At 57.9% G+C, this 23,226-nt stretch carries 20 protein-coding genes; 9 read left to right on the forward strand and 11 right to left on the reverse strand.

What is annotated here, in order from left to right; translation table 11 throughout:
- Window positions 1–106 precede the first annotated feature (106 nt).
- The 4 genes from clpX to RGM3321_RS12440 all read left to right on the forward strand — a co-directional run bounded on the left by clpX (window position 107) and on the right by RGM3321_RS12440 (window position 6,505).
- Window positions 107–1,390 carry an ATP-dependent Clp protease ATP-binding subunit ClpX gene (clpX, locus tag RGM3321_RS12425; RefSeq protein ID WP_244393286.1) on the forward strand — a complete coding sequence of 428 codons (1,284 nt, stop codon included), beginning with the start codon at window positions 107–109 and terminating at the stop codon, window positions 1,388–1,390.
- Between the two features lie 210 nt (window positions 1,391–1,600).
- Complete coding sequence (gene lon, locus RGM3321_RS12430; RefSeq protein ID WP_002552736.1) at window positions 1,601–3,997, forward strand: endopeptidase La; 2,397 nt, start codon at window positions 1,601–1,603, stop codon at window positions 3,995–3,997.
- Window positions 3,998–4,143: 146 nt separating this feature from the next.
- A complete protein-coding gene (locus RGM3321_RS12435; protein WP_002552737.1) occupies window positions 4,144–4,416 on the forward strand; it encodes an HU family DNA-binding protein in 273 nt (90 codons plus the stop codon).
- Window positions 4,417–4,621: 205 nt separating this feature from the next.
- The gene (locus RGM3321_RS12440; protein WP_244393287.1) at window positions 4,622–6,505 is read left to right on the forward strand and encodes a SurA N-terminal domain-containing protein; all 1,884 of its coding nucleotides are present in this window, start codon (window positions 4,622–4,624) and stop codon (window positions 6,503–6,505) included.
- A gap of 112 nt (window positions 6,506–6,617) precedes the next feature.
- Here the strand turns inward: RGM3321_RS12440 and fabI are convergent, their stop codons facing one another.
- The 8 genes from fabI to gloB form a co-directional block, all read right to left on the reverse strand.
- Window positions 6,618–7,412 carry an enoyl-ACP reductase FabI gene (fabI, locus tag RGM3321_RS12445; RefSeq protein WP_004660733.1) on the reverse strand — a complete coding sequence of 265 codons (795 nt, stop codon included), beginning with the start codon at window positions 7,410–7,412 and terminating at the stop codon, window positions 6,618–6,620.
- An 18-nt stretch (window positions 7,413–7,430) separates the two neighbouring features.
- On the reverse strand, window positions 7,431–9,041 hold the full coding sequence (locus RGM3321_RS12450; RefSeq protein WP_244393288.1) for an ABC transporter ATP-binding protein: 1,611 nt from the start codon (window positions 9,039–9,041) through the stop codon (window positions 7,431–7,433).
- A gap of 1 nt (window position 9,042) precedes the next feature.
- Window positions 9,043–10,062, reverse strand: a complete 1,020-nt coding sequence (locus RGM3321_RS12455) for an ABC transporter permease (protein WP_002552741.1) — start codon at window positions 10,060–10,062, stop codon at window positions 9,043–9,045.
- Window position 10,063: 1 nt separating this feature from the next.
- The gene (locus RGM3321_RS12460; RefSeq protein ID WP_244393289.1) at window positions 10,064–11,137 is read right to left on the reverse strand and encodes a microcin C ABC transporter permease YejB; all 1,074 of its coding nucleotides are present in this window, start codon (window positions 11,135–11,137) and stop codon (window positions 10,064–10,066) included.
- 1 nt (window position 11,138) lies between these two features.
- A complete protein-coding gene (locus tag RGM3321_RS12465; protein WP_244393290.1) occupies window positions 11,139–12,995 on the reverse strand; it encodes an extracellular solute-binding protein in 1,857 nt (618 codons plus the stop codon).
- Entirely contained in the window at window positions 12,992–14,821 is a 1,830-nt protein-coding gene (locus RGM3321_RS12470) for an extracellular solute-binding protein (RefSeq protein ID WP_244393314.1), read from the reverse strand. The genes RGM3321_RS12465 and RGM3321_RS12470 overlap by 4 nt, the downstream gene beginning before the upstream one ends.
- A 137-nt stretch (window positions 14,822–14,958) precedes the next feature.
- Window positions 14,959–16,545 (reverse strand): LysM peptidoglycan-binding domain-containing protein, encoded by a 1,587-nt coding sequence (locus RGM3321_RS12475; protein WP_244393291.1) that lies wholly within the window; start codon window positions 16,543–16,545, stop codon window positions 14,959–14,961.
- A 99-nt stretch (window positions 16,546–16,644) separates the two neighbouring features.
- On the reverse strand, window positions 16,645–17,424 hold the full coding sequence (gene gloB, locus RGM3321_RS12480) for a hydroxyacylglutathione hydrolase (RefSeq protein WP_244393292.1): 780 nt from the start codon (window positions 17,422–17,424) through the stop codon (window positions 16,645–16,647).
- A gap of 81 nt (window positions 17,425–17,505) precedes the next feature.
- On the opposite strand from gloB, the gene RGM3321_RS12485 reads away from it, so the two are divergent.
- Together RGM3321_RS12485 and rnhA are read left to right on the forward strand one after the other, a co-directional pair.
- A complete protein-coding gene (locus RGM3321_RS12485; protein ID WP_244393293.1) occupies window positions 17,506–18,267 on the forward strand; it encodes a methyltransferase domain-containing protein in 762 nt (253 codons plus the stop codon).
- A 46-nt stretch (window positions 18,268–18,313) separates the two neighbouring features.
- Complete coding sequence (gene rnhA / locus RGM3321_RS12490; protein WP_244393294.1) at window positions 18,314–18,763, forward strand: ribonuclease HI; 450 nt, start codon at window positions 18,314–18,316, stop codon at window positions 18,761–18,763.
- A 21-nt stretch (window positions 18,764–18,784) separates the two neighbouring features.
- Here rnhA and RGM3321_RS12495 read toward each other — a convergent pair whose 3' ends face one another.
- Together RGM3321_RS12495 and epsC are read right to left on the reverse strand one after the other, a co-directional pair.
- Entirely contained in the window at window positions 18,785–19,720 is a 936-nt protein-coding gene (locus RGM3321_RS12495; protein ID WP_244393295.1) for a VOC family protein, read from the reverse strand.
- Between the two features lie 15 nt (window positions 19,721–19,735).
- The gene (gene epsC / locus RGM3321_RS12500; protein WP_244393296.1) at window positions 19,736–20,500 is read right to left on the reverse strand and encodes a serine O-acetyltransferase EpsC; all 765 of its coding nucleotides are present in this window, start codon (window positions 20,498–20,500) and stop codon (window positions 19,736–19,738) included.
- 260 nt (window positions 20,501–20,760) lie between these two features.
- Here epsC and dnaQ point away from each other — a divergent pair, with 260 nt between their 5' ends.
- Together dnaQ and RGM3321_RS12510 are read left to right on the forward strand one after the other, a co-directional pair.
- On the forward strand, window positions 20,761–21,540 hold the full coding sequence (dnaQ, locus tag RGM3321_RS12505) for a DNA polymerase III subunit epsilon (protein ID WP_058401932.1): 780 nt from the start codon (window positions 20,761–20,763) through the stop codon (window positions 21,538–21,540).
- A 21-nt stretch (window positions 21,541–21,561) separates the two neighbouring features.
- A complete protein-coding gene (locus RGM3321_RS12510; protein ID WP_004664371.1) occupies window positions 21,562–22,116 on the forward strand; it encodes a GNAT family N-acetyltransferase in 555 nt (184 codons plus the stop codon).
- A 46-nt stretch (window positions 22,117–22,162) separates the two neighbouring features.
- On the opposite strand, the gene RGM3321_RS12515 is transcribed toward RGM3321_RS12510, so the two are convergent.
- Window positions 22,163–22,378, reverse strand: coding sequence for a hypothetical protein (locus RGM3321_RS12515; protein WP_005743892.1), 216 nt, complete (start codon window positions 22,376–22,378; stop codon window positions 22,163–22,165).
- A gap of 211 nt (window positions 22,379–22,589) precedes the next feature.
- On the opposite strand from RGM3321_RS12515, the gene RGM3321_RS12520 reads away from it, so the two are divergent.
- Window positions 22,590–23,159 carry an NAD(P)H-dependent oxidoreductase gene (locus RGM3321_RS12520; protein ID WP_244393297.1) on the forward strand — a complete coding sequence of 190 codons (570 nt, stop codon included), beginning with the start codon at window positions 22,590–22,592 and terminating at the stop codon, window positions 23,157–23,159.
- Window positions 23,160–23,226: the final 67 nt, after the last annotated feature.

The following is a 23,226-nucleotide window of genomic DNA, read 5'->3' on the forward strand; positions in this document are numbered from 1 at the left end:
GCGGCTCAAAATGTAGGGGGTCGGCACAACCGACCGCCTGCGGACTTGAAAAAGCCCGCAATAGCCTTCATCTTGTGTTGCAAGCCTACCGGATTGGATCGATCGAATGACTGACACCCGCAACGGCGAGGACAACGGCAAATTGCTCTATTGCTCCTTCTGTGGCAAAAGCCAGCATGAAGTGCGCAAATTGATTGCCGGCCCCTCGGTCTTTATCTGCGACGAGTGCGTCGACCTGTGCAACGACATCATCCGCGAGGAGGTGCAGGAAGCACAGGCCGAAAGCAGCGCGCATAAATTGCCTTCGCCTAAAGAAATCAGCGGCATCCTTGACCAGTATGTAATCGGTCAGGAACGCGCCAAAAAGGTCCTCGCAGTAGCGGTGTACAACCACTACAAGCGTCTGAACCAGCGCGACAAGAAGAACGACGATGTTGAACTGGGCAAGAGCAACATCCTGCTGATCGGCCCTACGGGCTCCGGCAAGACGCTGTTGGCCGAAACACTGGCCCGTCTGCTCAATGTGCCGTTCACCATCGCTGACGCCACCACCCTGACCGAAGCCGGTTATGTGGGTGAGGACGTTGAAAACATTATCCAGAAGCTGTTGCAGAAATGTGATTACGATGTCGAGAAGGCTCAGATGGGCATTGTCTACATCGATGAAATCGACAAGATTTCGCGCAAATCCGACAACCCTTCGATCACTCGTGACGTTTCCGGCGAAGGCGTGCAACAAGCCTTGCTGAAGCTGATCGAGGGCACCGTGGCTTCCGTTCCTCCGCAAGGTGGTCGCAAGCATCCGCAGCAGGAATTCCTGCAGGTGGACACACGCAATATCCTCTTTATTTGCGGTGGCGCTTTCTCGGGCCTGGAAAAGGTCATTCAGAACCGTTCCACCCGTGGCGGCATCGGCTTCAATGCTGAAGTTCGCAGTAAGGAGGAGGGCAAGAAGGTTGGCGAGTCCCTGCGTGAAGTCGAGCCTGACGATCTGGTCAAGTTCGGTCTGATCCCGGAGTTCGTGGGCCGTCTGCCAGTGCTTGCAACGCTGGACGAGCTGGATGAGGCTGCCTTGATACAGATCCTCACCGAGCCGAAGAATGCGCTGACCAAGCAGTATGCCAAGCTGTTCGAGATGGAAGGCGTGGACCTCGAGTTCCGCACCGACGCGTTGAGGTCGGTTGCCCGTCGCGCGCTGGAGCGCAAGACCGGTGCCCGTGGGTTGCGTTCCATCCTGGAAGGCGTGCTGCTCGACACCATGTACGAAATTCCGTCGCAAAGTGACGTGAGCAAGGTGGTGATCGATGAGAGCGTTATCGATGGTACGTCCAAGCCGCTGCTGATCTACGAAAACAGTGAGCCGCCTGCCAAGGTTGCCCCTGACGCGTAACACACGCAGGTGTATGGGCGTGTGAAGTAATACGGAAGGGGGCCTTTTTGGCCCCCTTTTGCATTTTTCAGCCGTTCATTCGTTTTGTATGAAGAAATTGATCTTGGCGGGTCGTGGCTCTAGAGCTTGTTTTTTTTGGACGCTACCCCCATCTTGGCTTCAAGCTAATTCCATCTGTCCCGGCCAATTGGCCGCCGTAGAGGCGAAATCATGAAGACCACTATTGAATTGCCTCTCTTGCCATTGCGTGATGTCGTGGTTTATCCGCACATGGTTATCCCGCTGTTCGTGGGGCGCGAGAAGTCTATCGAAGCCCTTGAAGCGGCAATGACGGGCGACAAGCAGATTCTGCTGCTCGCGCAAAGAAACCCGGCTGACGACGATCCTGATGAAAAGGCGTTGTACAACGTCGGCACTATTGCCACCGTACTGCAGCTGCTCAAGCTGCCTGATGGCACCGTCAAGGTGCTGGTCGAAGGTGAGCAGCGTGGTTCGGTAGAACGCTTCATCGAAGTCGATGGCCATTACCGCGCCGACGTCGCGTTGATCGACGAAGTCGATGCCCCGGATCGCGAATCCGAAGTATTTGTGCGCAGCCTGCTGGCTCAGTTCGAGCAGTATGTGCAGCTTGGCAAGAAAGTCCCCGCAGAAGTCCTCTCGTCGCTCAACAGCATCGATGAGCCCGGTCGCCTGGTTGACACCATGGCAGCGCACATGGCGCTCAAGATCGAGCAGAAGCAGGAAATTCTCGAAATTATCGACCTGTCGGCCCGTGTCGAGCACGTGCTGGCCTTGCTGGATGCCGAAATCGACCTGCTGCAGGTTGAAAAGCGCATTCGCGGTCGTGTGAAAAAACAAATGGAGCGCAGCCAGCGCGAGTACTACCTGAATGAGCAGATGAAGGCCATTCAGAAAGAACTGGGCGATGGCGACGAAGGCCATAACGAAATTGAAGAGCTGAAAAAGCGCATCGACGCTGCCGGGCTGCCCAAGGACGCTCTGACCAAGGCGACTGCCGAGCTGAACAAGCTCAAGCAGATGTCACCGATGTCGGCCGAGGCGACCGTGGTGCGCTCCTACATCGACTGGCTGGTTCAGGTGCCGTGGAAGGCCCAGAGCAAGGTGCGTCTGGACCTTGCCCGCGCCGAAGCGATCCTGGATGCCGACCATTATGGTCTGGATGAGGTCAAGGAACGCATTCTTGAATACCTCGCCGTGCAAAAGCGCGTGAAGAAGATTCGGGGCCCTGTGCTTTGTCTGGTAGGTCCACCGGGTGTAGGTAAAACCTCCCTGGCCGAGTCCATCGCCAACGCAACCAATCGCAAATTCGTGCGTATGGCACTCGGTGGCGTGCGTGACGAGGCTGAAATTCGTGGTCATCGCCGGACTTACATCGGTTCGATGCCAGGAAGATTGATACAAAAGATGACAAAGGTGGGCGTCCGCAACCCGCTGTTCCTGCTTGATGAAATCGACAAAATGGGCAGCGACATGCGCGGCGATCCGGCGTCGGCATTGCTTGAGGTCCTGGACCCCGAGCAAAACCATAACTTCAATGATCACTACCTTGAGGTCGACTACGATCTTTCCGATGTAATGTTCCTGTGCACGTCGAACTCGATGAATATTCCGCCAGCCTTGCTGGACCGGATGGAAGTCATTCGCCTGCCGGGTTACACCGAAGACGAGAAGATCAACATCGCCGTCAAATACCTCTCGCCCAAGCAGATTCAGGCCAATGGCTTGAAGAAAGGCGAGATCCAGTTTGACGAGGAAGCAATCCGCGACATCATTCGCTACTACACCCGTGAAGCGGGCGTACGCGGGCTAGAGCGCCAGATTGCCAAGGTTTGCCGCAAGGCGGTCAAAGAACACGCCATGGAAAAACGCTTCTCCGTACAGGTCACTGCCGAGATGCTCGAACACTTCCTGGGCGTGCGTAAATTCCGCTACGGACTGGCCGAGCAACAGGATCAGATCGGTCAGGTCACAGGTCTGGCGTGGACTCAGGTGGGCGGTGAATTGCTGACCATCGAGGCTGCGGTTGTATCGGGCAAGGGCCAGTTGATCAAGACCGGTTCGCTGGGTGATGTCATGGTCGAATCCATTACCGCCGCGCAGACCGTGGTGCGCAGTCGTGCCCGTAGTCTGGGCATTCCAGCCGATTTCCACGAGAAACACGACACGCATATCCACATGCCGGAAGGCGCGACACCCAAGGATGGACCAAGCGCTGGCGTAGGCATGTGTACTGCCCTGGTGTCGGCGCTTACACAGATCCCGGTACGTGCCGATGTGGCAATGACGGGCGAGATTACCCTGCGCGGGCAGGTGCTGGCGATTGGTGGCCTGAAGGAAAAACTTCTGGCTGCGCATCGCGGCGGAATCAAGACCGTGATCATTCCGGAAGAAAACGTGCGTGATTTGAAGGAGATTCCTGACAATATCAAGCAGGATCTGCAAATCAAGCCCGTTAAATGGATTGACGAAGTCCTGCAAATTGCGCTGCAATACGCGCCGGAGCCGTTGCCGGACGTGGCTACAGATCTGGTCGCAAAGGAAGAAAAACGCGAGTCTGACTCTAAGGACAGAATTAGCACGCATTAAGACTGGGCAGGCTTCCTTGACAGCTTTTTAGAGCCCTTGTTATAAAGCGGCTTTTTAAAGCAAGCACCGGCAAGCCTTCCAGCGCTCGTTTTGCTTAACACCTAAAACTTAGAAACATACTCAATATAGAGATAAGGGGACTTAGAGTGAACAAGTCGGAACTGATTGATGCTATCGCTGCATCTGCTGATATCCCGAAAGCTGCTGCTGGCCGTGCGCTGGACGCAGTGATCGAATCCGTCACTGGCGCTCTGAAGGCTGGCGACTCGGTTGTTTTGGTTGGCTTTGGTACGTTCTCCGTGACTGATCGTCCTGCTCGCATCGGTCGCAACCCTCAGACTGGTAAGACGCTGGAAATCGCTGCTGCTAAAAAACCAGGTTTCAAAGCCGGTAAAGCCCTCAAAGAAGCTGTCAACTAAGCCTCTCGATGCCTTTGCCCGCTGGCTCAGGTCTGTCCTGATCCAGTAGCGGAGCGGTGGTGCATTCGGTTGCAACACCGAGGGGTTCGAGCCCTACCGCTCCGTCAGTTACGAGAAGGCGCATCCTCGGATGCGCCTTTCTTCTATCCGCTTTCTACCCACGCTCCGCGGTTGGTTAGTCAGTTCAACCGTTTTGGGGGACGCAATGCTGCAGAACATCAGGGACAATTCACAAGGCTGGATTGCCAAGACCATCATCGGAATCATCATCGCTTTGATGGCCTTCACCGGCATCGAGGCGTTGTTTACCGCTACCAGCAACAAGCAGAACGCGGCTGAAGTGAACGGCGAGGACATCTCTCAGAATGAGTTGAGCCAGGCCGTCGACATGCAGCGCCGTCAGTTGGCTCAGCAGCTCGCGCAGCAGTTGGGCAAGGATTTCGATCCTGCGATGCTGGATGAAAAGCTGTTGCGTGAATCAGCCCTCAAAGGTTTGATCGACCGCAAGCTGCTGCTGCAAGGCGCAACGGATGCGAAATTCTCGTTTTCCGACGCGGCACTGGATCAGCAGCTTTTGCAGACGCCTGAGTTTCAGGTCGATGGCAAGTTCAGTGCTGACCGTTTCGACCAGGTCATTCGCCAGTTGGGTTACAGCCGTCTGCAGTTCCGCCAGATGCTTGGCCAGGAAATGCTCATCGGTCAGGTGCGTGCAGGTGTTGCCGGCAGTGCCTTCGTCACCGATGCACAGGTTGAAGCTTTTGCCCGTCTGGAAAAGCAGACCCGTGATTTCGCTTCGCTGACCCTGCCTGCCGACACCACGGCTGTCAAAGTGACGGACGACGAAGTCAAGGCTCACTACGACCAGCATGCCAAGGAGTTCATGAGCCCTGAGCAGGTTGTGCTTGATTACATCGAATTGAAGAAGTCATCTTTCTTCGACAAGGTGCAGGTCAAGGATGAGGACTTGCAGGCGGCTTATCAGAAGGAAATCGCCAATCTGTCCGAACAGCGTCGTGCTGCGCATATCCTGATCGAGGTGAACGACAAGCTGAACGACGAGCAGGCCAAGGCGAAGATTGAAGAAATTCAACAGCGTCTGGCCAAGGGTGAGGATTTTGCGGCGCTGGCCAAGGAATACTCGCAGGACCCTGGTTCGTCCAGCAAGGGCGGTGATCTTGGTTTCGCAGGCAAGGGTGTCTATGACCCTGCGTTCGAAGACACATTGTATGCCTTGAACAAGGACCAGGTGTCGCAGCCTGTGCGTACCGACTTCGGCTGGCACCTGATCAAGCTGCTGGGCGTCGAGGCTCCATCGGTGCCGACATTTGCCAGTCTGAAAGACAAACTGACCACCGATTTGAAATCGCAGCTGGTCGAGCAGAAGTTTGTCGAAGTGACCAAGCAGCTGGAAGATTCTGCATTTGAATCGTCCGACCTGTCTCAACCGGCACAGGATCTGGGTCTTAAGGTTCAGACCACTGCGCCATTCGGTCGTGAAGGCGGTGAAGGCCTGACAGCCAACCGCGCGGTCATCCAGGCTGCGTTCAGCCCGGAAGTGCTGGAAGAAGGCTCCAACAGCAACACGTTGGAGCTGGATCCGGAGACCGTCGTGGTAGTGCGCTCCAAAGAGCATCTGCAACCTCAGCAGTTGCCGCTTGAGAGCGTTGCCAGCTCGATTCGCGCTCAACTGGTCAAGGAGCACGCCACGGCTGCTGCCAAGGCCAAGGGCGAGGCTCTGCTGGCCGGGCTGCGTGATGGCAAGATCCCGTTGGCTGCGAAGCAGGATGGGCGTGACTGGAAATCGATGGAAGCAGTCACTCGCAGTCAGGAAGGCGTTGATCCCCAAGTACTGCAGACGCTGTTCCGCATGCCCAAGCCTGATGGCAAGGGCAAGCCGGAATTCGCCAGCATTACCGCAGCCGATGGCAGCTTCGTGATTGTGCGTCTAAACGGCGTGAATCAGGCTGCTGCACCGACTGATGCGGAAAAGGCGCAATACCGTCGCTTCCTCGCGTCGCGTGCGGGTCAGCAGGATTTCGCTGCGTACCGTGCACAGCTGGAAAGCAAGGCGAAGATCGAGAAGTTCTAAGTATCTCGAAACCCGCACAAAAAAGAAGGCCGCTCACTGAGCGGCCTTCTTTTTGAGTGCAGGAAAGTTGCCTGCCGGAAAATGCCGCTCGCGAGGAGCGGCGCTTGCCGTCTTACTCTTCCATGCTGCCCATCGCGGTGGTGTTGAAACCGCCATCGACGTACATGATCTCACCACTGATGCCCGACGCCAGGTCAGAGCACAGGAACGCGCCGGCATTGCCGACTTCGTCGATGGTCACGTTGCGGCGCAGAGGGGTCTGCGCTTCGTTGGCAGCCAGCATTTTGCGGAAGTTCTTGATACCCGAAGCCGCCAGCGTGCGGATCGGGCCGGCCGATACGGCATTGACGCGAGTACCTTCCGGGCCGAGGCTGCCGGCCAGGTAACGAACGCCTGCTTCCAGGCTGGCCTTGGCCATGCCCATGACGTTGTAGTTGGGCATGGTGCGCTCTGCGCCCAGGTACGACAGGGTCAGCAGGCTGCCATTGCGGCCTTTCATCATTTCGCGACCAGCCTTGGCCAGGGCCACGAAGCTGTAGGCACTGATGTCATGAGCGATGCGGAAACCTTCGCGAGTGGTGGCGTCGGTGAAGTCGCCGTCGAGTTGGTCACCTGGAGCAAAGCCGACCGAGTGAACGATCACGTCCAGGCCGTCCCACTTCTTGCTCAGCTCTTCAAAGACCTTGGTGATCTCTTCGTCGCTGGCCACATCGCAAGGAAAGCACAGCTCAGGACCTGAGCCCCAGCCTGCGGCGAACTCTTCGACACGGCCCTTGAGCTTGTCGTTCTGGTAGGTGAAAGCAAGCTCTGCACCTTCACGATGCATGGCGGCAGCAATGCCGGATGCGATGGACAGTTTACTGGCGACACCGACGATCAGGACGCGCTTACCGGCGAGAAAACCCATGTGTTGTTCCTCTTCAGGTTAATCGACAGCTACCGGTGCCAAAAAGGCGGCTTCCAGCAGCTGCTGTGTATAAGGATGTTGCGGTGCGGCGAAGATGTCCTGCGCTGCACCCTGTTCGACCACTTGGCCTTGCTTGACCACCATCAACTGGTGGCTCAGCGCTTTGACGACAGCCAGGTCATGGCTGATGAACAAATACGTCAGATTGTACTTGGCTTGCAGCGAGCGAAGCAGCTCGACGACCTGACGCTGTACGGTCCGGTCGAGGGCTGATGTCGGCTCGTCCAGCAAGATAAGCGCCGGTTTCAATACCAGCGCACGTGCAATGGCGATCCTCTGCCGTTGGCCACCAGAGAACTCGTGAGGGTAGCGGTGCCGGGTATCCGGATCCAGGCCAACCTCCCTGAGTGCTTCGATGATCGCCGTCTGTTGCTCGGCGGCCGTGCCCATGCCATGGATTCGCAAGCCTTCGCCAACGATTTCACCCACTGACATACGCGGACTCAAACTGCCAAACGGGTCCTGGAACACCACCTGCATCTGTCTGCGCAGCGGACGGATCTGCTGTTGCGACAGAGATTCTAGCGCGTTGCCCTTGAAACGTATGGTGCCCTGGCTGCCGATCAGTCGAAGAATCGCCAGCCCCAGCGTCGATTTGCCCGACCCGCTTTCACCCACGATGCCCAGTGTCTGCCCTTGCGGCAGGCTGAAGCGTATGCCGTCCACCGCTTTGACGTGGTCGACCGTGCGCTTGAGCAGGCCCTTCTTGATCGGGAACCAGACTTTCAGGTCCTCGACTTCAAGCAGCGGGGAGCCGGCCGGGTTGGTCGAAGGACCGCCGCTGGGCTCTGCGCTGAGTAACACTTTGGTGTAAGGATGTTGCGGCGAACGGAACAATTCTTCGCACGATGCCTGTTCGACGATGCAACCGCGCTGCATGACACATACTCGGTTGGCTATTTGCCTTACCACGTTCAAATCGTGGCTGATAAGCAACAACGCCATGCCCAGACGAGCCTGCAATTGCTTGAGCAACTCAAGAATTTTCAGCTGTACCGTGACATCCAGTGCGGTGGTCGGTTCGTCGGCAATCAGCAGCTCCGGCTCGTTTGCCAGCGCCATCGCTATCATCACACGCTGGCGCTGGCCGCCTGACAGCTCATGTGGCAAGGCTTTGAGACGTTTGTATGGCTCGGGTATGCCTACCAGCTCAAGAAGCTCCAGCGTGCGTTTGGTGGCGTCCTTGCCGGTCAGACCCTTGTGCAGGCCCAGTACCTCGTTGATTTGTTTTTCGACCGAGTGCAGCGGGTTCAGCGAGGTCATCGGTTCCTGGAAGATCATGGCGATACGGTTGCCACGGATCGAGCGCAGCTTTTTCTCTTCCACATTCAGCAGGTCTTCACCGGCGTAGCGGACAGTGCCGCTCGGATGACTGGCAATGGGGTAGGGCAGCAGGCGCAGGATCGAATGCGCTGTAACTGATTTGCCCGAGCCGCTTTCGCCGACCAGTGCGAGGGTTTCACCCCGACGGATGTCAAAGCTGATGTTCTCGACCACCCGTTGCCGTGAGTCGCCCGTTACGAACTCGACCGCCAGATCGCGGATTTCGATCAGATTGTCATTGCTCATCTTATTTCCTTGGGTCGAAAGCATCGCGGGCGGATTCGCCGATGAACACCAGCAGGCTCAGCATGATGGCCAGCACAGCGAACGCGCTGATGCCCAGCCAGGGTGCCTGCAGGTTGGATTTGCCCTGCGCCACCAGTTCGCCCAGCGAAGGCGACCCGGCGGGCAGGCCGAAGCCCAGGAAGTCGAGTGCAGTCAAGGTGCCGATGGCCCCGGTGAGGATGAACGGCATGAAGGTCATGGTCGAGACCATGGCGTTGGGCAGGATATGGCGGAACATGATCGCGCCGTTCTCCATGCCCAGGGCCCGCGCGGCCCTTACGTACTCCAGATTCCGGCCACGCAGGAACTCGGCACGCACCACGTCCACCAGGTTCATCCAGGAAAACAGCAGCATGATGCCCAGCAGCCACCAGAAGTTGGGTTGCACGAAGCTGGCGAGGATGATCAGTAGATACAGCACGGGCAAGCCCGACCACACTTCCAGAAAGCGCTGGCCCAGCAGGTCGACCCAGCCGCCATAGAAACCCTGCAGGGCACCCGCGATGACGCCGATGATCGAACTGAGGATGGTCAGGGTCAGGGCGAACAGCACGGAAATCCTGAAGCCGTAGATCACTCGTGCCAACACGTCACGGCCCTGATCGTCGGTGCCCAGCAAGTTTTCCCGGGACGGTGGTGCAGGGGCAGGGACTTTCAGGTCGTAGTTGATGCTCTGGTAACTGAACGGGATGGGCGCCCAAAGGGTCCAGCCATCCTTCGCCGCGAGCAATTCCTTGATGTACGGGCTCTTGTAATTGGCTTCCAGCGGGAATTCGCCGCCGAAGGTGGTCTCCGGGTAACGCTCCAGCACCGGGAAGTACCAGTGACCGTCATAGCGCACGGCAAGCGGTTTATCGTTGGCGATCAGTTCGGCACCCAGGCTCAGGCCGAACAGGATGAGGAACAGCCACAGTGACCACCAGCCGCGTCGGTTGGCTTTGAAGCGTTCGAAGCGACGGCGATTGAGAGGAGACAGCTTCATATCAATGCTTCCTGCTTTCGAAGTCGATGCGCGGGTCTACCAGGGTGTAGGTGATGTCGCCGATCAGCTTCACCACCAACCCCAGCAGGGTGAAGATGAACAGGGTGCCAAACACCACCGGGTAGTCGCGGTTGATAGCGGCTTCAAAGCTCATCAGGCCCAGGCCGTCCAGCGAGAAGATCACTTCCACCAGCAGCGAGCCGGTGAAGAAAATGCCGATGAACGCCGATGGGAAGCCGGCGATCACCAGCAGCATCGCGTTGCGGAACACATGGCCGTAGAGCACCTTGTGGTTGCTCAGGCCCTTGGCTTTGGCGGTGGTGACATATTGCTTGCTGATTTCGTCGAGAAAGCTGTTCTTGGTCAGCAGCGTCATGGTGGCGAAGTTGCCGATCACCAGCGCGGTGACCGGCAGCACCAGGTGCCAGAAGTAGTCGAAGATCTTGCCCAGGGTGCTCAGTTCGTCATAGTTGTTCGAGGTCAGCCCGCGCAGCGGGAACCAGTTGAAGTAGCTGCCACCGGCAAACACCACGATCAGCAGAATCGCGAACAGAAACGCCGGGATGGCGTAGCCGACGATGATCGCAGAGCTGGTCCACACGTCGAACTGGCTGCCGTGGCGAGTGGCTTTGGCGATCCCCAACGGGATCGACACCAGGTACATGATCAGCGTGCTCCATAACCCCAGAGAGATGGAGACCGGCATCTTCTCGACGATCAGGTCGATCACCTTGGCATCGCGAAAGAAGCTGTCGCCGAAATCCAGCGTGGCGTAGTTCTTGATCATGATCCACAGGCGTTCCGGTGCCGATTTATCGAAGCCGTACATGCGTTCGATTTCTTTGATCAGTGCCGGGTCCAGGCCTTGCGCGCCACGGTAGTTGGAGCCCGCCACCGAGACCTCGGCACCGCCACCCGCAATTCGGCTGGTAGCGCCATCGAAGCCTTCGATCTTGGCGATCATTTGCTCGACCGGTCCACCGGGCGCGGCCTGAATGATGACGAAGTTGATGATCAGAATGCCGAACAGGGTAGGGATGATCAGCAGCAGCCGTCGCAGAATATAAGCCAGCATGTTATTGCTCCGCGTTCGCAGGCTTGGCCTGATCGGTGGCTGACGGGGTCGCGGTGACGGGTTTGACATCCGGCTTCGCCCACCAGGTCATCAGACCGATATCGGAAAGCGCCTTGGCCTTGGGATGATCAATGTGGTTCCAGTAGGCCACCCGCCAGGTTTTGATGTGCCAGTTAGGTACAACGTAAAAGCCCCACAGTAATACGCGGTCCAGCGCTTTGGTATGGGTGATCAGGCTTTCCCGGGAGTCGGCGTTGATCAGACCGTTGACCAGCGTATCGACTGCCGGGTCCTTGAGGCCCATGAAGTTGCGGCTGCCCGGGTTGTCGGCGCTGGATGAGTCGAAATACACGCGCTGCTCGTTACCGGGTGAGCTGGACTGCGGATAGCCAGTGACGATCATGTCGTAATCCCGCGAGCGTAGGCGGTTGATGTATTGCGACACGTCGGCGCGGCGAATCACCAGCTCGATGCCCAGATCGCTCAGGTTGCGTTTGTAAGGCAACAGAATGCGCTCGAACTCGGTCTGGGCGATCAGAAACTCCAGCTTCACCGGGATGCCCTGAGCATCGACCATCTTGTCGTCGACGATCTTCCAGCCCGCTTCCTGCAACAGCTGGAAGGCCCGGCGTTGCTGTGGACGAATCATGCCACTGCCATCGGTTACCGGCAGCGTGAAGGGTTCGGTGAACACTCGATCCGGGATCTTGCCGCGCAACGGTTCAAGGATTTTCAGTTCTTCGGCAGACGGTAGGCCGCTGGCGGCCATTTCCGAGTTTTCGAAATAACTTTTAGTACGGCTGTAGGAGCCGTTGAACAGCTGTTTGTTGGTCCATTCGAAATCCAGCAGCAGGGTCAATGCCTCGCGTACCCTTACGTCTTGAAACACGGGTTTGCGCAGATTGAGGACGAAACCCTGCATGCCGGCCGGGTTGCCGTTGGGCAGCTCTTCCTTGATCAGCCTGCCGTCCCGGACTGCTGGTGTGTTATACGCAGTCGCCCAGTTCTTGGCACTGGTTTCCACCCAATAGTCGAACTGCCCGGCCTTGCCCGCTTCCAGCGCGACGGTGTTGTCGCGGTAGTAGTCGGTGGTCAGCACATCGAAGTTGTAGAAGCCCTTGTTGATCGGCAGGTCCTTGGCCCAGTAATCCTTGACCCGTTCATAACGCACCGAGCGCCCGGCCTTTACATCGGCGACCTTGTACGGCCCGCTGCCCAGCGGGAAGTCCAGGTTACCCTTGCTGAAGTCGCGATCTGCCCAGAAATGTTTGGGCAGCACGGGTAACTGGCCAAGAATCAGCGGCATCTCCCGATTGCCCTGGTGCTTGAATTTGAACAGCACGCGCAGCGGGTCTTCGACGACGACCTGATCGACATCGGCGTAGTAACCCTTGTACATGGGCGAGCCATGCTCCATCAGTGTCTTGAAGCTGAACTCCACGTCTTCGGCACGGATCGGGTGGCCGTCATGAAAGCGCGCCTCCGGGCGCAGGTAGAAGCGTACCCAGCTGTTGTCCGGGGCTTTCTCGATTTTACCGGCAACCAGCCCGTACTCACTGAACGGTTCATCCAGGCTTGCACGAGCGAGGGTGTCGTAGATCAGGCCAATGTCATCTGCCGGCACGCCCTTGTTGATGAACGGGTTGAGGCTGTCGAAACCGCCGAAGCCTGCCTGGCGGAACGTGCCGCCCTTGGGGGCATCCGGGTTCACGTAGTCGAAGTGCTTGAAGTCGGCCGGGTACTTGGGCGGCTCGTCGTACAGTGTCACGCCATGCTGAGGCGCAGCCTGTACCGTGCAGGCGAGGCTGGCCAACAGCAGGCCGGCCGCTTGCGCGCGCAGGGAATGCAATGGGTTCATCGGGGCTTCTCCAGAGTCTTGAGCCACCACGCACGCAATCCCAGGGTGTAGGGCGGGGTGGTGACCATGGCGAATCGGTTGCGATAGGCAAGCCGATGATTGTTCAGATACCAGTTGGGAATGCTGTAGTGCTGAGCCAGCAGCACGCGGTCCAGCGCTCGCGCGGCCGCGACCTGTTCATCGCGGGTTTGCGCGCCGAGCAGTTTGTTCAGCAGGACATCGACCACCGGGTTGGCAATGCCGGCGTAGTTCTTGCTGCCGTTGATGGCGGCTTGGCTGGAATGGAAGTATTGCCACTGCTCAAGACCCGGGCTCAATGTTTGCTGCAGGGTCATGAGAATCATGTCGAAATCGAACCGGTCAAGGCGCTGTTTATACTGGGCACGGTCAACAGTGCGCAGCCCTGCATCGATACCCAGGCGTCGCAGGTCTTCGATGTAGGGTTGCAGGATGCGTTCGAGGTTGGGGTTGACCAGCAGGATCTCGAAACGCAGCGGTTGCTGGTCGGCGTTGAGCAAGCCCTTGTCCGACAGCGTCCAGCCAGCATCGGCAAGCAGCTTCAAGGCTTTGCGCAGGGTGTCACGCGGGATGCCGCCGCCATCGGTTTTCGATGGGGCAAATGGTTGGGTAAACAGACTGGCGGGCAACTGATCGCGATAAGGTGCCAGCAATAACCATTCGGCCCCGCTCGGCAGGCCCGTCGCGGAAAACTCGCTGTTGGGGTAATAGCTGGTCGAACGCTCATAAGCGTCGCTGAACAGTGTGCGGTTGGTCCATTCGAAATTGAACAGCAGCCCCAGTGCTTCGCGTACCCGGATATCGGCGAAGGCCGCGCGCCGCGTGTTCATGAACAGGCCCTGGGTCTGGGTCGGTATGCGGTGCGGGATCTGCGCCTTGATTACCTGACCGTTTGCCACTGCCGGAAAGTTATAGCCATTGGCCCAGTTCTTGGCCTGATGCTCGATGTAGATATCGAATTCGCCCGCCTTGAAGGCTTCGAACGCCACATCGCTGTCACGGTAGAACTCGACGTCGACCCGGTCGAAATTATATTTGCCACGGTTGACCGGCAGGTCCTTGCCCCAGTAATCCTTGACTCGTTCGAACACCAATTGCCGTCCGGGCTGCACGCGCGTGATGCGATATGGGCCGCTGCCCAGCGGCGGCTCGAAGGTAGTCGCCTTGAAGTCTCTGTCCTTCCAGTAATGCTGGGGCAGCACCGGCAGCTCCCCCAGACGCAGGATCAGCAGAGGGTTGCCGGAACGCTTGAAGACAAAGCGGATGCGATGGCGATTGAGAATGTCGACGCGCTGCACTTCCTGCAAGGCGGTGCGGTATTGAGGATGACCGTCCTTGAGCAGTGTCCGGTAGGAAAAAGCCACATCGTAGGCGGTGATCGGCTTACCGTCATGGAAGCGCGCCTGCGGGCGCAGATTGAACACCACCCAGCTGCGGTCCTCGCTGTATTCCACTGACTGGGCAATAAGCCCGTAGCTGGAGGTCGGTTCATCGCCGGACGGGTCGTACTGCCCTGTGCCCACCATCAAAGGCTCGTTCAGTTCGTTGACGCCGTATTGCAGGAAGTTTCCGGTCGAGACCGGGCTGCTGCCCTTGAAAGTGTAAGGGTTGAGCGTGTCGAACGTGCCAAACGCCATCATTCTCAAGGTGCCACCTTTCGGCGCCTCGGGATTGACCCAGTCGAAATGAGTAAAGCTGGCCGGGTACTTGAGAACACCAAACTGCGCGTAGCCATGACTTTCTGTGATGGCTGCGTTGGCGCAGAAGCTCAAGGCCAGGCTGATGGTTAGCAGGAAGGGACGTATCACGATCCGGGCGACTTGGGCTTTCGGGTCGCTAACAGTAACAGCTTGTTCCAGCTGGAAAAAGACTACAGGTGACTGCGCCGCCGGGGCTGCATCGGCCACCCGCCCCAGGGTTATCGAAGGGCGAGTAGCCGCAGTCATCAGTGCGGCAGGTAAACGGTCAGGGTCTGGCCGGGTTTGAGGGCCTGCCCGCTACGTGGATTCCAGCGCTTGAGATGTTGCATCTCGACATTGAAGCGCTTGGCAACCAGGTACATTGAGTCGCCTTTCTGGATCTTGTACTGCATGGATTTCTTTTCGCCATCTTTGGCGCTGGCAACCGCTTTGCTGCTGGTTTTGCTGGTGTCCTGCATGACCAGTGCCTGCCCGACCTTGAGCTTTTTGCCGGTCAGCTTGTTCCAGCGTTGCAGGTCTTCGACATCAAGCTTGTTGGCTTGCGCGATGGTGGTCAGGTTGTCGCCGCTTTTGACCTTGTAGGTGCGGGTGCGGGCCGGTTTGTCATTGTTGGCCAGCGCTTCGAATACCGGCTGTGACGTCTGGACTCCCGGTTTGACCGGAATGCTCAGTGACTGGCCGATCTTCAGCCGGTTGCCTGCCAGCCTGTTATTGCTCTTGAGCGAGCTGGCCGTCACCTGATAGCGACTCGCCAGGCTTTCCAGAGTATCGCCCTTGCGTACGCGGTACGGCTGCCAGGCGACCAGCTCTTCCTGTTTCATGGTCAGCAGGCTGGCGGTCAGCAGTTGCGCCTTGGACGTGGGCACCAGCAGATGCTGAGGCCCATCGACCGTCAGGCGCTTCTTGTAGGCAGGGTTGAGCTGGATAAGCTCGTCTTCGTCAATATCGGCAGCGCTGGCCACTTTGGACAGATCGACGCGCTTGTTGAGTTCGACGACTTCGAAATAGGGCTGGTTGGCGATCGGATTGAGGTTGACGCCATAGGCTTCCGGCGACAATACCACCTGGGACAAGGCCAGCAGCTTGGGCACATAGTCACGGGTTTCCTGCGGAAGTGGCAGGTTCCAGTAGTCGGTCGGCAGGTTGAGCTTGTCATTACGTTCGATGGCACGGCTTACTGTGCCTTCGCCCGCGTTGTAGGCCGCCAGGGCCAGCAACCAGTCACCGTTGAACATGTCATGCAGACGGGTCAGGTAATCCAGTGCGGCAACGGTCGAGGCCTGAATATCGCGACGTCCGTCGTAAAAGCTGGTCTGGCGCAGGTTGAAGTAGCGCCCGGTCGAGGGGATGAACTGCCAGAGGCCTACAGCCTGGCTGCGTGAAACGGCCATCGGGTTATAGGCGCTTTCGATGACCGGGAGCAGGGCCAGCTCCAGCGGCATGTTGCGTTCTTCAAGGCGCTCGACGATGTAATGCATGTACAGGCTGCCACGCTCGCCAGCGTTTTCCAGAAAGGAAGGGTTGTTGGCGAACCACAGGCGCTGCTGGTCGATACGGGGGTTCTGATCGTTGCCTTGTTGCAGCTGAAAGCCCTGACGCATGCGCTCCCACACATCTTGTGGCGGGGCGAGGGGAGTAGCGGGCTTGTGAGACAGAAAAATCGGTTTTTGCTTGATGCCAGCGGCCACGTTAGGCGTGCGATGGCTGCTGACCGGGTCGACGCTGGCGGTGCTCTGGCAGCCTGCCAGAAGGGCACTCGCGGTGACAGCCATGGCCTGAGCCAACCGAGTCAATGCGTCCGAATGTGAAGGCTTGCTGATAGATGACGACATTGTTCGGGGGGTACATCCAGACGAAAATGTCGGGCGATTCTAGGAAGCAGCCTGCCGTCGGTCAACCTTTCAGAATTTTATTGCGGTTTTATGGTCGGGTCAGAACTTATCTTTCCATGCCCTCAAGCTGGCAAAGACCGCACTCTGCGAGGTGTTTTGCCCGCCGCTCCGTTCGTCCGCTTTTTCTTTAACAGATGTTTCCCGGGTGCGCAGGAACGGGTTGGTGCGTTTTTCCAGGGCCAGGTTTGAAGGAAGGCTGATGCGATTTTCGCTGCGCCAGCGGGTGACTTCGGCGAGGCGTTGGGCAATATCCTGATTATCTGGCTCGACGGCCTGGGCGAAGCGCAGATTACTCAGCGTGTATTCGTGGGCGCAATAAATCAGCGTGCTGTCCGGCAGCTTGGCCAGACGGTCAAGGGAGTCATGCATCTGCTCTGGCGTACCCTCGAAAAGGCGCCCACAGCCTGCAGCGAACAGTGTGTCGCCGCTGAACAATAAGGGCGTTGTAGCGTCTTCATGATAGAAGGCGATATGACCGAGCGTGTGGCCGGGAACTGCATGCACCACAAACTCAAGGCCAAGCACTGTCAGTCGGTCATGGTCGACCAGTGCGATATCGCGTGCCGGAATAGTCTCAGCCGCAGGGCCGAGTACGCGTGCCCGGGTCGCCTGCTTGAGTTCCGCCACGCCGCCGACATGATCATTATGGTGGTGGGTGATGAGGATATCGGTCAGCCGGTAGTCAGGATGCTCCGCCAGCCAGCCCAGCACCGGTTTCGCGTCACCAGGATCGACCACGGCGCATTGCTGGCTCGAAAGGTCTTGTAACAACCATATGTAGTTGTCATTGAAAGCAGGAAGGGCGTGGATCTGTATCATGGCGCAGTTCGCATAGCGGCGGACAATGGTGCATCTTAGAGTCTGTTGCCGCTGTATGCGAGCACCTCTGGAGGAGAACTCATGACCGATGAAGCGTTCGCTCAGGCTGATCCTGAGTGGCTTGCATTGATCCGCGCTGCCCGTGAATGGCTTTCGGGGCCGCTGGGGCAGCTTCTGCTCGAAGAGGAACGGCGTATTCTCGACGAAGAACTGGGGCGGTATTTCGGCGGCTATCTGGTGCATTACGGCCCTTCGGCGCAAGCGCCGCCGGTTGCCCCGCAGGTGCAGCGCAATGTGCGGCTCGGAGCACCGTTGCCGGGCGTCGAGATCGTCTGCGAAGAGCAGGCCTGGCCATTGAGCGAGCACGCGGCGGATGTCGTGGTACTGCAACACGGCCTGGACTTCTGCCTGTCGCCCCACGGGCTGCTGCGCGAAGCGGCCAGTAGTGTTCGGCCGGGCGGGCACTTGCTGATTATCGGCATCAACCCCTGGAGCGCCTGGGGCATGCGCCACGTATTCGCTCGGGATGCGCTGCGCAAGGCGCGCTGCATCTCATCCTCGCGGGTCGCCGACTGGCTGAACCTGCTGGGCTTCGCGCTGGAGAAACGGCGCTTCGGATGCTATCGTCCGCCCCTTGCTTCAGCGGCATGGCAGTCACGCCTTGCAGGGCTCGAAAGCCTCGGCGAGGGACGTCAGAGCCCCGGTGGCGGCTTCTACCTCCTGGTGGCGCGTAAACTGGTGGTAGGCCTGAGGCCTGTACGTCAGGTACGCCGCGACCCTATCGGCAAGCTGATTCCCATGCCGATGGCCAAGGTCAGTCGCAACACTCAGGATCATCCCTGAGCAATGCCATGCTGCACATGAAGCCCATCATTCTGGAAAGGTCGTAATGAGCGATAGCGTTGAACTCTTCACCGACGGTGCCTGCAAGGGCAATCCTGGCCCGGGCGGGTGGGGTGCCCTGCTGGTGTGCAAGGGTGTCGAAAAAGAGCTGTGGGGTGGCGAAGCCAACACCACCAACAACCGCATGGAGCTGATGGGTGCCATTCGCGGGCTCGAAGAGCTCAAGCGTCCCTGCGAAGTGACGCTGGTGACCGACTCTCAGTACGTGATGAAAGGCATTACCGAGTGGATGGTCAACTGGAAGAAACGCGGCTGGAAAACCGCGGCCAAGGAGCCGGTCAAAAATGCCGATCTGTGGCAGCTTCTGGATGAACAGGTCAGCCGGCATACCGTCAAATGGCAATGGGTAAGAGGCCATATCGGCCATCCCGGCAACGAGCGTGCCGACCAGCTCGCCAACCGTGGCGTTGACGAAGTGCGTGGCATAAAGAGCTGATAGTCGTCAGTCGACGTTCAATCAAAGACTCTGTACGAAATCGAGAATGACATTGCCTGCCGCGTGCGGCGCCACGAGCACGCGGTCCGGTATGTCACGATACGGTGTTTCATGACCCCGTATTTCATGACCCCTTATTTCATGATAAGCCACGTCGTTACGCGCCAGTATCGCGCGTAATGCACTGAGGCTCGTAGTGTGCAGCCGAATGGCAATCGCATGGGGGCGCTCACTGGCAATTGCGGGTAGTTCGACGCCCGGAAATTCCAGGGCAGCTGTCGCCGCGTCGATGGCACGCAATACGCCGCATCGGGTATCAGCCTCCAGCACAGTACCGTTGTATTTCACTTTATCGCCATAGATAGCTCGCCAGCGGGGTTCAAGCCGTTTGGGGTCTGTCAGATAAGTGATTGCCATAATCCCGTCTGCGCCATTGGGGTGGTTCTGCCAGCCGCGCACCCAGATCAGCTCAGGACGATGCTGATGGCAGATAAAGTTGGAGGCGTCCGGGAGTTCCGGGTCGATGAAGAGCGCCAACGAAACCACAGCTTCATCGTCGCGACCATCGGGGAGCGTCATTTTTCGACGAAAATCAATACGGCCCTGGCTTTCAAGCCCTGCGCGCGCCATACGCGCGTGGTCAGCGTCGGCATCTTTACTGTGCAGCGCCACCAGCGAAACGCCTTCCTCGCCGCGGTCGAGGAATTGACCCAACTGACGTCCGAAGCAGAAACCGTTTGCCGAGTGGGTGCCGAATTTCGAAGCGTCTTCGACGCCGATCAATTCGATGAAGTTACTGGGAAACATCATCAACGAGGTGACGGTTCCCCAGGGGTGGTAGCTGACCGGCGAAGGTGCGAAGCCCATTCTGCGGTATAGCTCCAGAGCCTCGGCATGATTGCGTACGGTGACAAGAGGATGATCGATACCCTGCGCAAATTGAGCAACGGCTGTCATGGTAATAGCTCCTGATTAGCCTTTGGATTTTGTCGTGAAGGTAGCCAGAAAAGCAGGGGCGTTACCCACCACCTTTGCCGGTGTGCCAGCGACGACCGTTCCAGCGGCCACTGCTTTGAGTACGACCGAGTTAGCCGCCACAATGGCATTGGCCCCTACTTCGATGTTCCCCAGAATGGTTGCTCCGGCGCAAATCAGTGCGCCTCTGCGGATTTTCGGGTGTCGGTCGCCTGCTTCGTTGAGAGTGCTGCCCAGCGTGACACCGTGCCAAAGGCTCACTTCATCTTCGACTACTGCGGTTTCCCCGATAACAAGGCCGATGCCGTGGTCGACAAACAAGGATTTGCCGAGCCGCGCCGCCGGGTGAATATCGATGCTCCAGGTGTTGGCCGCCCAGTTCTGTACAAGCACCGCGCTTTGCACATCGCCCTCAGCCCACAGCGCATGGGCGATGCGGTATGCCTGAACGGCCTGTATGCCACGGAAGGTCAGAAAGGCCGTGAGGTGATCCGGGCAGGCAGGATTGACGGTTTCCAGATGGTTGATATCGGCAGCCGCTGCCTGAGCGATGGACGGGCTGGCCTTTATGATCGCCTTGAACCAGTCCTCCAGCGCCACGTTACTTGCTTGGGCCTGCATCTGTCGGGCAAGGTTCGCAGCGAGCGCATCCTCGAAAGTCGCATAGGCCAGCAGGTGGCTTGTCGCGTAATCGCCGAGTGCCGGGTTGCGCTCGGTCAATTGCCGGGCCTGATCGCGAAGGCGCTGCCAAAGAGGGCTCATATCGATCTCCTGTTACTGATGGGTCGAGTATGGGCACGCGGTAGACGCGTCAGCAATCATCGAAAACTCGGAACTCCGTTGCCTTTATCGCAACTCATAGTGCAACTCGGGAGGCGTGGTAGTTCCGGGCAGAATCGCCGAATCCGTTGTTTCCCTGCAGCGCCTGCTGACGTTTATCCCTTTCAATTGCGGATGGATCCGACAGGCTCGCAACGGCCATGGCGTGTTAGAATCGCGGCCTGTAGATGAGGCGACAGTCAATGGCATTGCAAAACCTGGATAACAGATCGATCGTTCTCGATACCGAAACCACCGGTATGCCGGTGACAGATGGTCACCGGATCATCGAGATCGGTTGTGTCGAGTTGATTGGCCGGCGCCTGACCGGTCGGCATTTTCACGTGTACCTGCAACCTGATCGCGAGAGTGACGAAGGCGCGATTGGCGTTCACGGTATCACCAACGAATTTCTGGTCGGCAAGCCCCGGTTTGCCGAAGTCGCCGATGAATTTTTCGAATTCATCAAAGGCGCGCAACTGATCATTCACAACGCAGCGTTCGACGTTGGTTTCATCAACAACGAATTTGCCTTGATGGGATCGCAGGACAAGGCTGATATCACCCAGCACTGTTCGATCCTCGACACCCTGATGATGGCCCGCGAGCGCCATCCGGGGCAGCGCAACAGCCTGGATGCCCTGTGCAAGCGCTATGGTGTCGACAACTCGGGTCGCGAGCTGCACGGCGCATTGCTCGACTCCGAAATTCTGGCCGAAGTCTATCTGGCGATGACCGGCGGGCAGACCAGTCTGTCGCTGGCTGGCAATGCCTCCGACGGTAACGGCTCCGGTGAAGGCTCTGGCAGTCGAGGCAGCGAAATCCGCCGTTTGCCTGCCGATCGCAAGCCTTGCCGCATCATTCGTGCTTCGGAAAGTGAACTGGCCGAGCATGAAGTCCGTATGAGCACCATTGCCAAGGCTTCCGGTGCACCTGCTCTGTGGGTACAAATGCTGGAAGCCGCAGCGCAGACGTCCTCCTGACAGCAACCGGCGAGTGGTGACATGAACGTTGCAAATCCTGCCTTGAGCATTCGGATCGCAGACGAATGCTTCGAGGACTACATCCTCAATAGCGAATTCACGTTTACAGTGCTTGGCTATGCCCAACCGCGTATCGGCGAAAGCGTTGACTCATGGCAGGTCGAGCTGGTCGAGCCGTACAGCAAGAATTATGGTATCGATTCTCAGGAGTTTGCCGATCATCGCGATGCCGCCACGAGTTCGGTGATGGTTGCCTGGCTGGATGACCGCCCGGTTGGCCATATCGTGATGAGCACTCACTGGAGCGGATTCGCCTACATCGATGAGCTGGCGGTAGACGAGTCGGCGCGTCGTCATGGGGTCGCGCGCTCATTGCTCGATGTCGCTCAATTCTGGAGCCGCAAGCGCAATCTGCCCGGCATCGTTCTGGAAACCCAGAACAATAACCTGGGTGCCTGCAGGTTGTATGAGCGTTGTGGATACGTGGTAGGCGGGGTGGATCATATGCGCTATAGAGGCATAGATCCCAACACACGTGAAACGGCGATTTTCTGGTATCTAATCTTTTCTGACTAGCAACTTCCCGCTGGCAGCGGCAGCTCGAGCGGGAGTTCTACCTGTATTACGACGGTGTACGGGTGATTTTCACGCCCGATTGCACCAGTTGAAAGTCTTCACCACCCAGGTGTTTGACCCGGTCGCCGATTGCCAGTCTGTAAGTGATTACCGGCTGCCCGCCCTGCACCTCACCCGGCTGCGATTCCTGGAATTCATGGACCGGGTAGACGCGACCTTCGGCGTCTCTGGCATGAAATTGTCCGACGAGAACTGAAGCCATTTGCTCTGTAACCTCTGAAACTGAATATAACTGCTGGTTTACGAATCCATCGAGGCTAGTAGACCACTGATCCATAGGTGAGTTTGCCGGCGGGAAAAAAATAATCCGGGCGGTTCTGGCGCATCGGGGAATTGACCAGGGCAATGGTCGTCTAAACGCCGCTGTTGTTGTATACCTGATCTTCCCTATTAATCAGATGACGGATTTTTTCATGAGCCAGGTTCATACCATTGCCGTATTGGTCGGCAGTCTGCGAAAAGACTCCATCAACCGCAAGATCGCGCTTGCTCTTGCGGAGCTTGCGCCTGCCAGCCTTAAGCTGAATATTGTCGAAATTGGCGATTTGCCACTGTATAACGAAGACATTGATGGCACCTCACCGCCCCCTGCGTACACCACCTTCCGCGAACAACTGGGTGCCGCCGATGGCGTGCTGTTCGTGACCCCAGAATACAATCGCTCAGTGCCGGGGGCGCTGAAAAACGCTATTGATGTTGGGTCGCGTCCTTATGGCAAAAGCGCTTTCAGTGGCAAGCCGGGCGCGGTCATAAGCGCTTCGCCGGGTGCCGTTGGGGGGTTTGGCGCCAACCATCATCTGCGTCAATCACTGGTGTTCCTGGATGTGCTGTGTCTTCAGCAGCCCGAGGCTTATCTGGGCGGTGCTGCGAGTTTCTTCGATGAGGCCGGCACGCTCTCCGAAAAAACCAGACCTTTCTTGCAAACCTTCATCAATGCCTTTGCTGCCTGGGTAGAAAAGAACGCCAGGCCGTCTGCCAACTGATTCAAGTGACGCGCGCCTGTTGATCAATTGCTTTATGTAACGCAGGCGCGCCGCGCTACCTCAATAA

Origin of the sequence: Pseudomonas sp. RGM 3321 (assembly GCF_022836805.1) — a bacterium.
GTDB lineage: Bacteria > Pseudomonadota > Gammaproteobacteria > Pseudomonadales > Pseudomonadaceae > Aquipseudomonas.

Coding starts and splice junctions, on each gene's coding strand:
- epsC (WP_244393296.1), bottom strand. CDS start 20,500: ATGAGCCCTCTTTGGCAGCGCCTTCGCGATCAGGCCCGGCAATTGACC.
- clpX (WP_244393286.1), top strand. CDS start 107: ATGACTGACACCCGCAACGGCGAGGACAACGGCAAATTGCTCTATTGC.
- RGM3321_RS12460 (WP_244393289.1), bottom strand. CDS start 11,137: ATGCTGGCTTATATTCTGCGACGGCTGCTGCTGATCATCCCTACCCTG.
- rnhA (WP_244393294.1), top strand. CDS start 18,314: ATGAGCGATAGCGTTGAACTCTTCACCGACGGTGCCTGCAAGGGCAAT.
- RGM3321_RS12495 (WP_244393295.1), bottom strand. CDS start 19,720: ATGACAGCCGTTGCTCAATTTGCGCAGGGTATCGATCATCCTCTTGTC.
- gloB (WP_244393292.1), bottom strand. CDS start 17,424: ATGATACAGATCCACGCCCTTCCTGCTTTCAATGACAACTACATATGG.
- lon (WP_002552736.1), top strand. CDS start 1,601: ATGAAGACCACTATTGAATTGCCTCTCTTGCCATTGCGTGATGTCGTG.
- dnaQ (WP_058401932.1), top strand. CDS start 20,761: ATGGCATTGCAAAACCTGGATAACAGATCGATCGTTCTCGATACCGAA.
- RGM3321_RS12475 (WP_244393291.1), bottom strand. CDS start 16,545: ATGTCGTCATCTATCAGCAAGCCTTCACATTCGGACGCATTGACTCGG.
- RGM3321_RS12465 (WP_244393290.1), bottom strand. CDS start 12,995: ATGAACCCATTGCATTCCCTGCGCGCGCAAGCGGCCGGCCTGCTGTTG.
- RGM3321_RS12485 (WP_244393293.1), top strand. CDS start 17,506: ATGACCGATGAAGCGTTCGCTCAGGCTGATCCTGAGTGGCTTGCATTG.
- RGM3321_RS12440 (WP_244393287.1), top strand. CDS start 4,622: ATGCTGCAGAACATCAGGGACAATTCACAAGGCTGGATTGCCAAGACC.
- RGM3321_RS12520 (WP_244393297.1), top strand. CDS start 22,590: ATGAGCCAGGTTCATACCATTGCCGTATTGGTCGGCAGTCTGCGAAAA.
- RGM3321_RS12515 (WP_005743892.1), bottom strand. CDS start 22,378: ATGGCTTCAGTTCTCGTCGGACAATTTCATGCCAGAGACGCCGAAGGT.
- RGM3321_RS12450 (WP_244393288.1), bottom strand. CDS start 9,041: ATGAGCAATGACAATCTGATCGAAATCCGCGATCTGGCGGTCGAGTTC.
- RGM3321_RS12455 (WP_002552741.1), bottom strand. CDS start 10,062: ATGAAGCTGTCTCCTCTCAATCGCCGTCGCTTCGAACGCTTCAAAGCC.
- RGM3321_RS12510 (WP_004664371.1), top strand. CDS start 21,562: ATGAACGTTGCAAATCCTGCCTTGAGCATTCGGATCGCAGACGAATGC.
- fabI (WP_004660733.1), bottom strand. CDS start 7,412: ATGGGTTTTCTCGCCGGTAAGCGCGTCCTGATCGTCGGTGTCGCCAGT.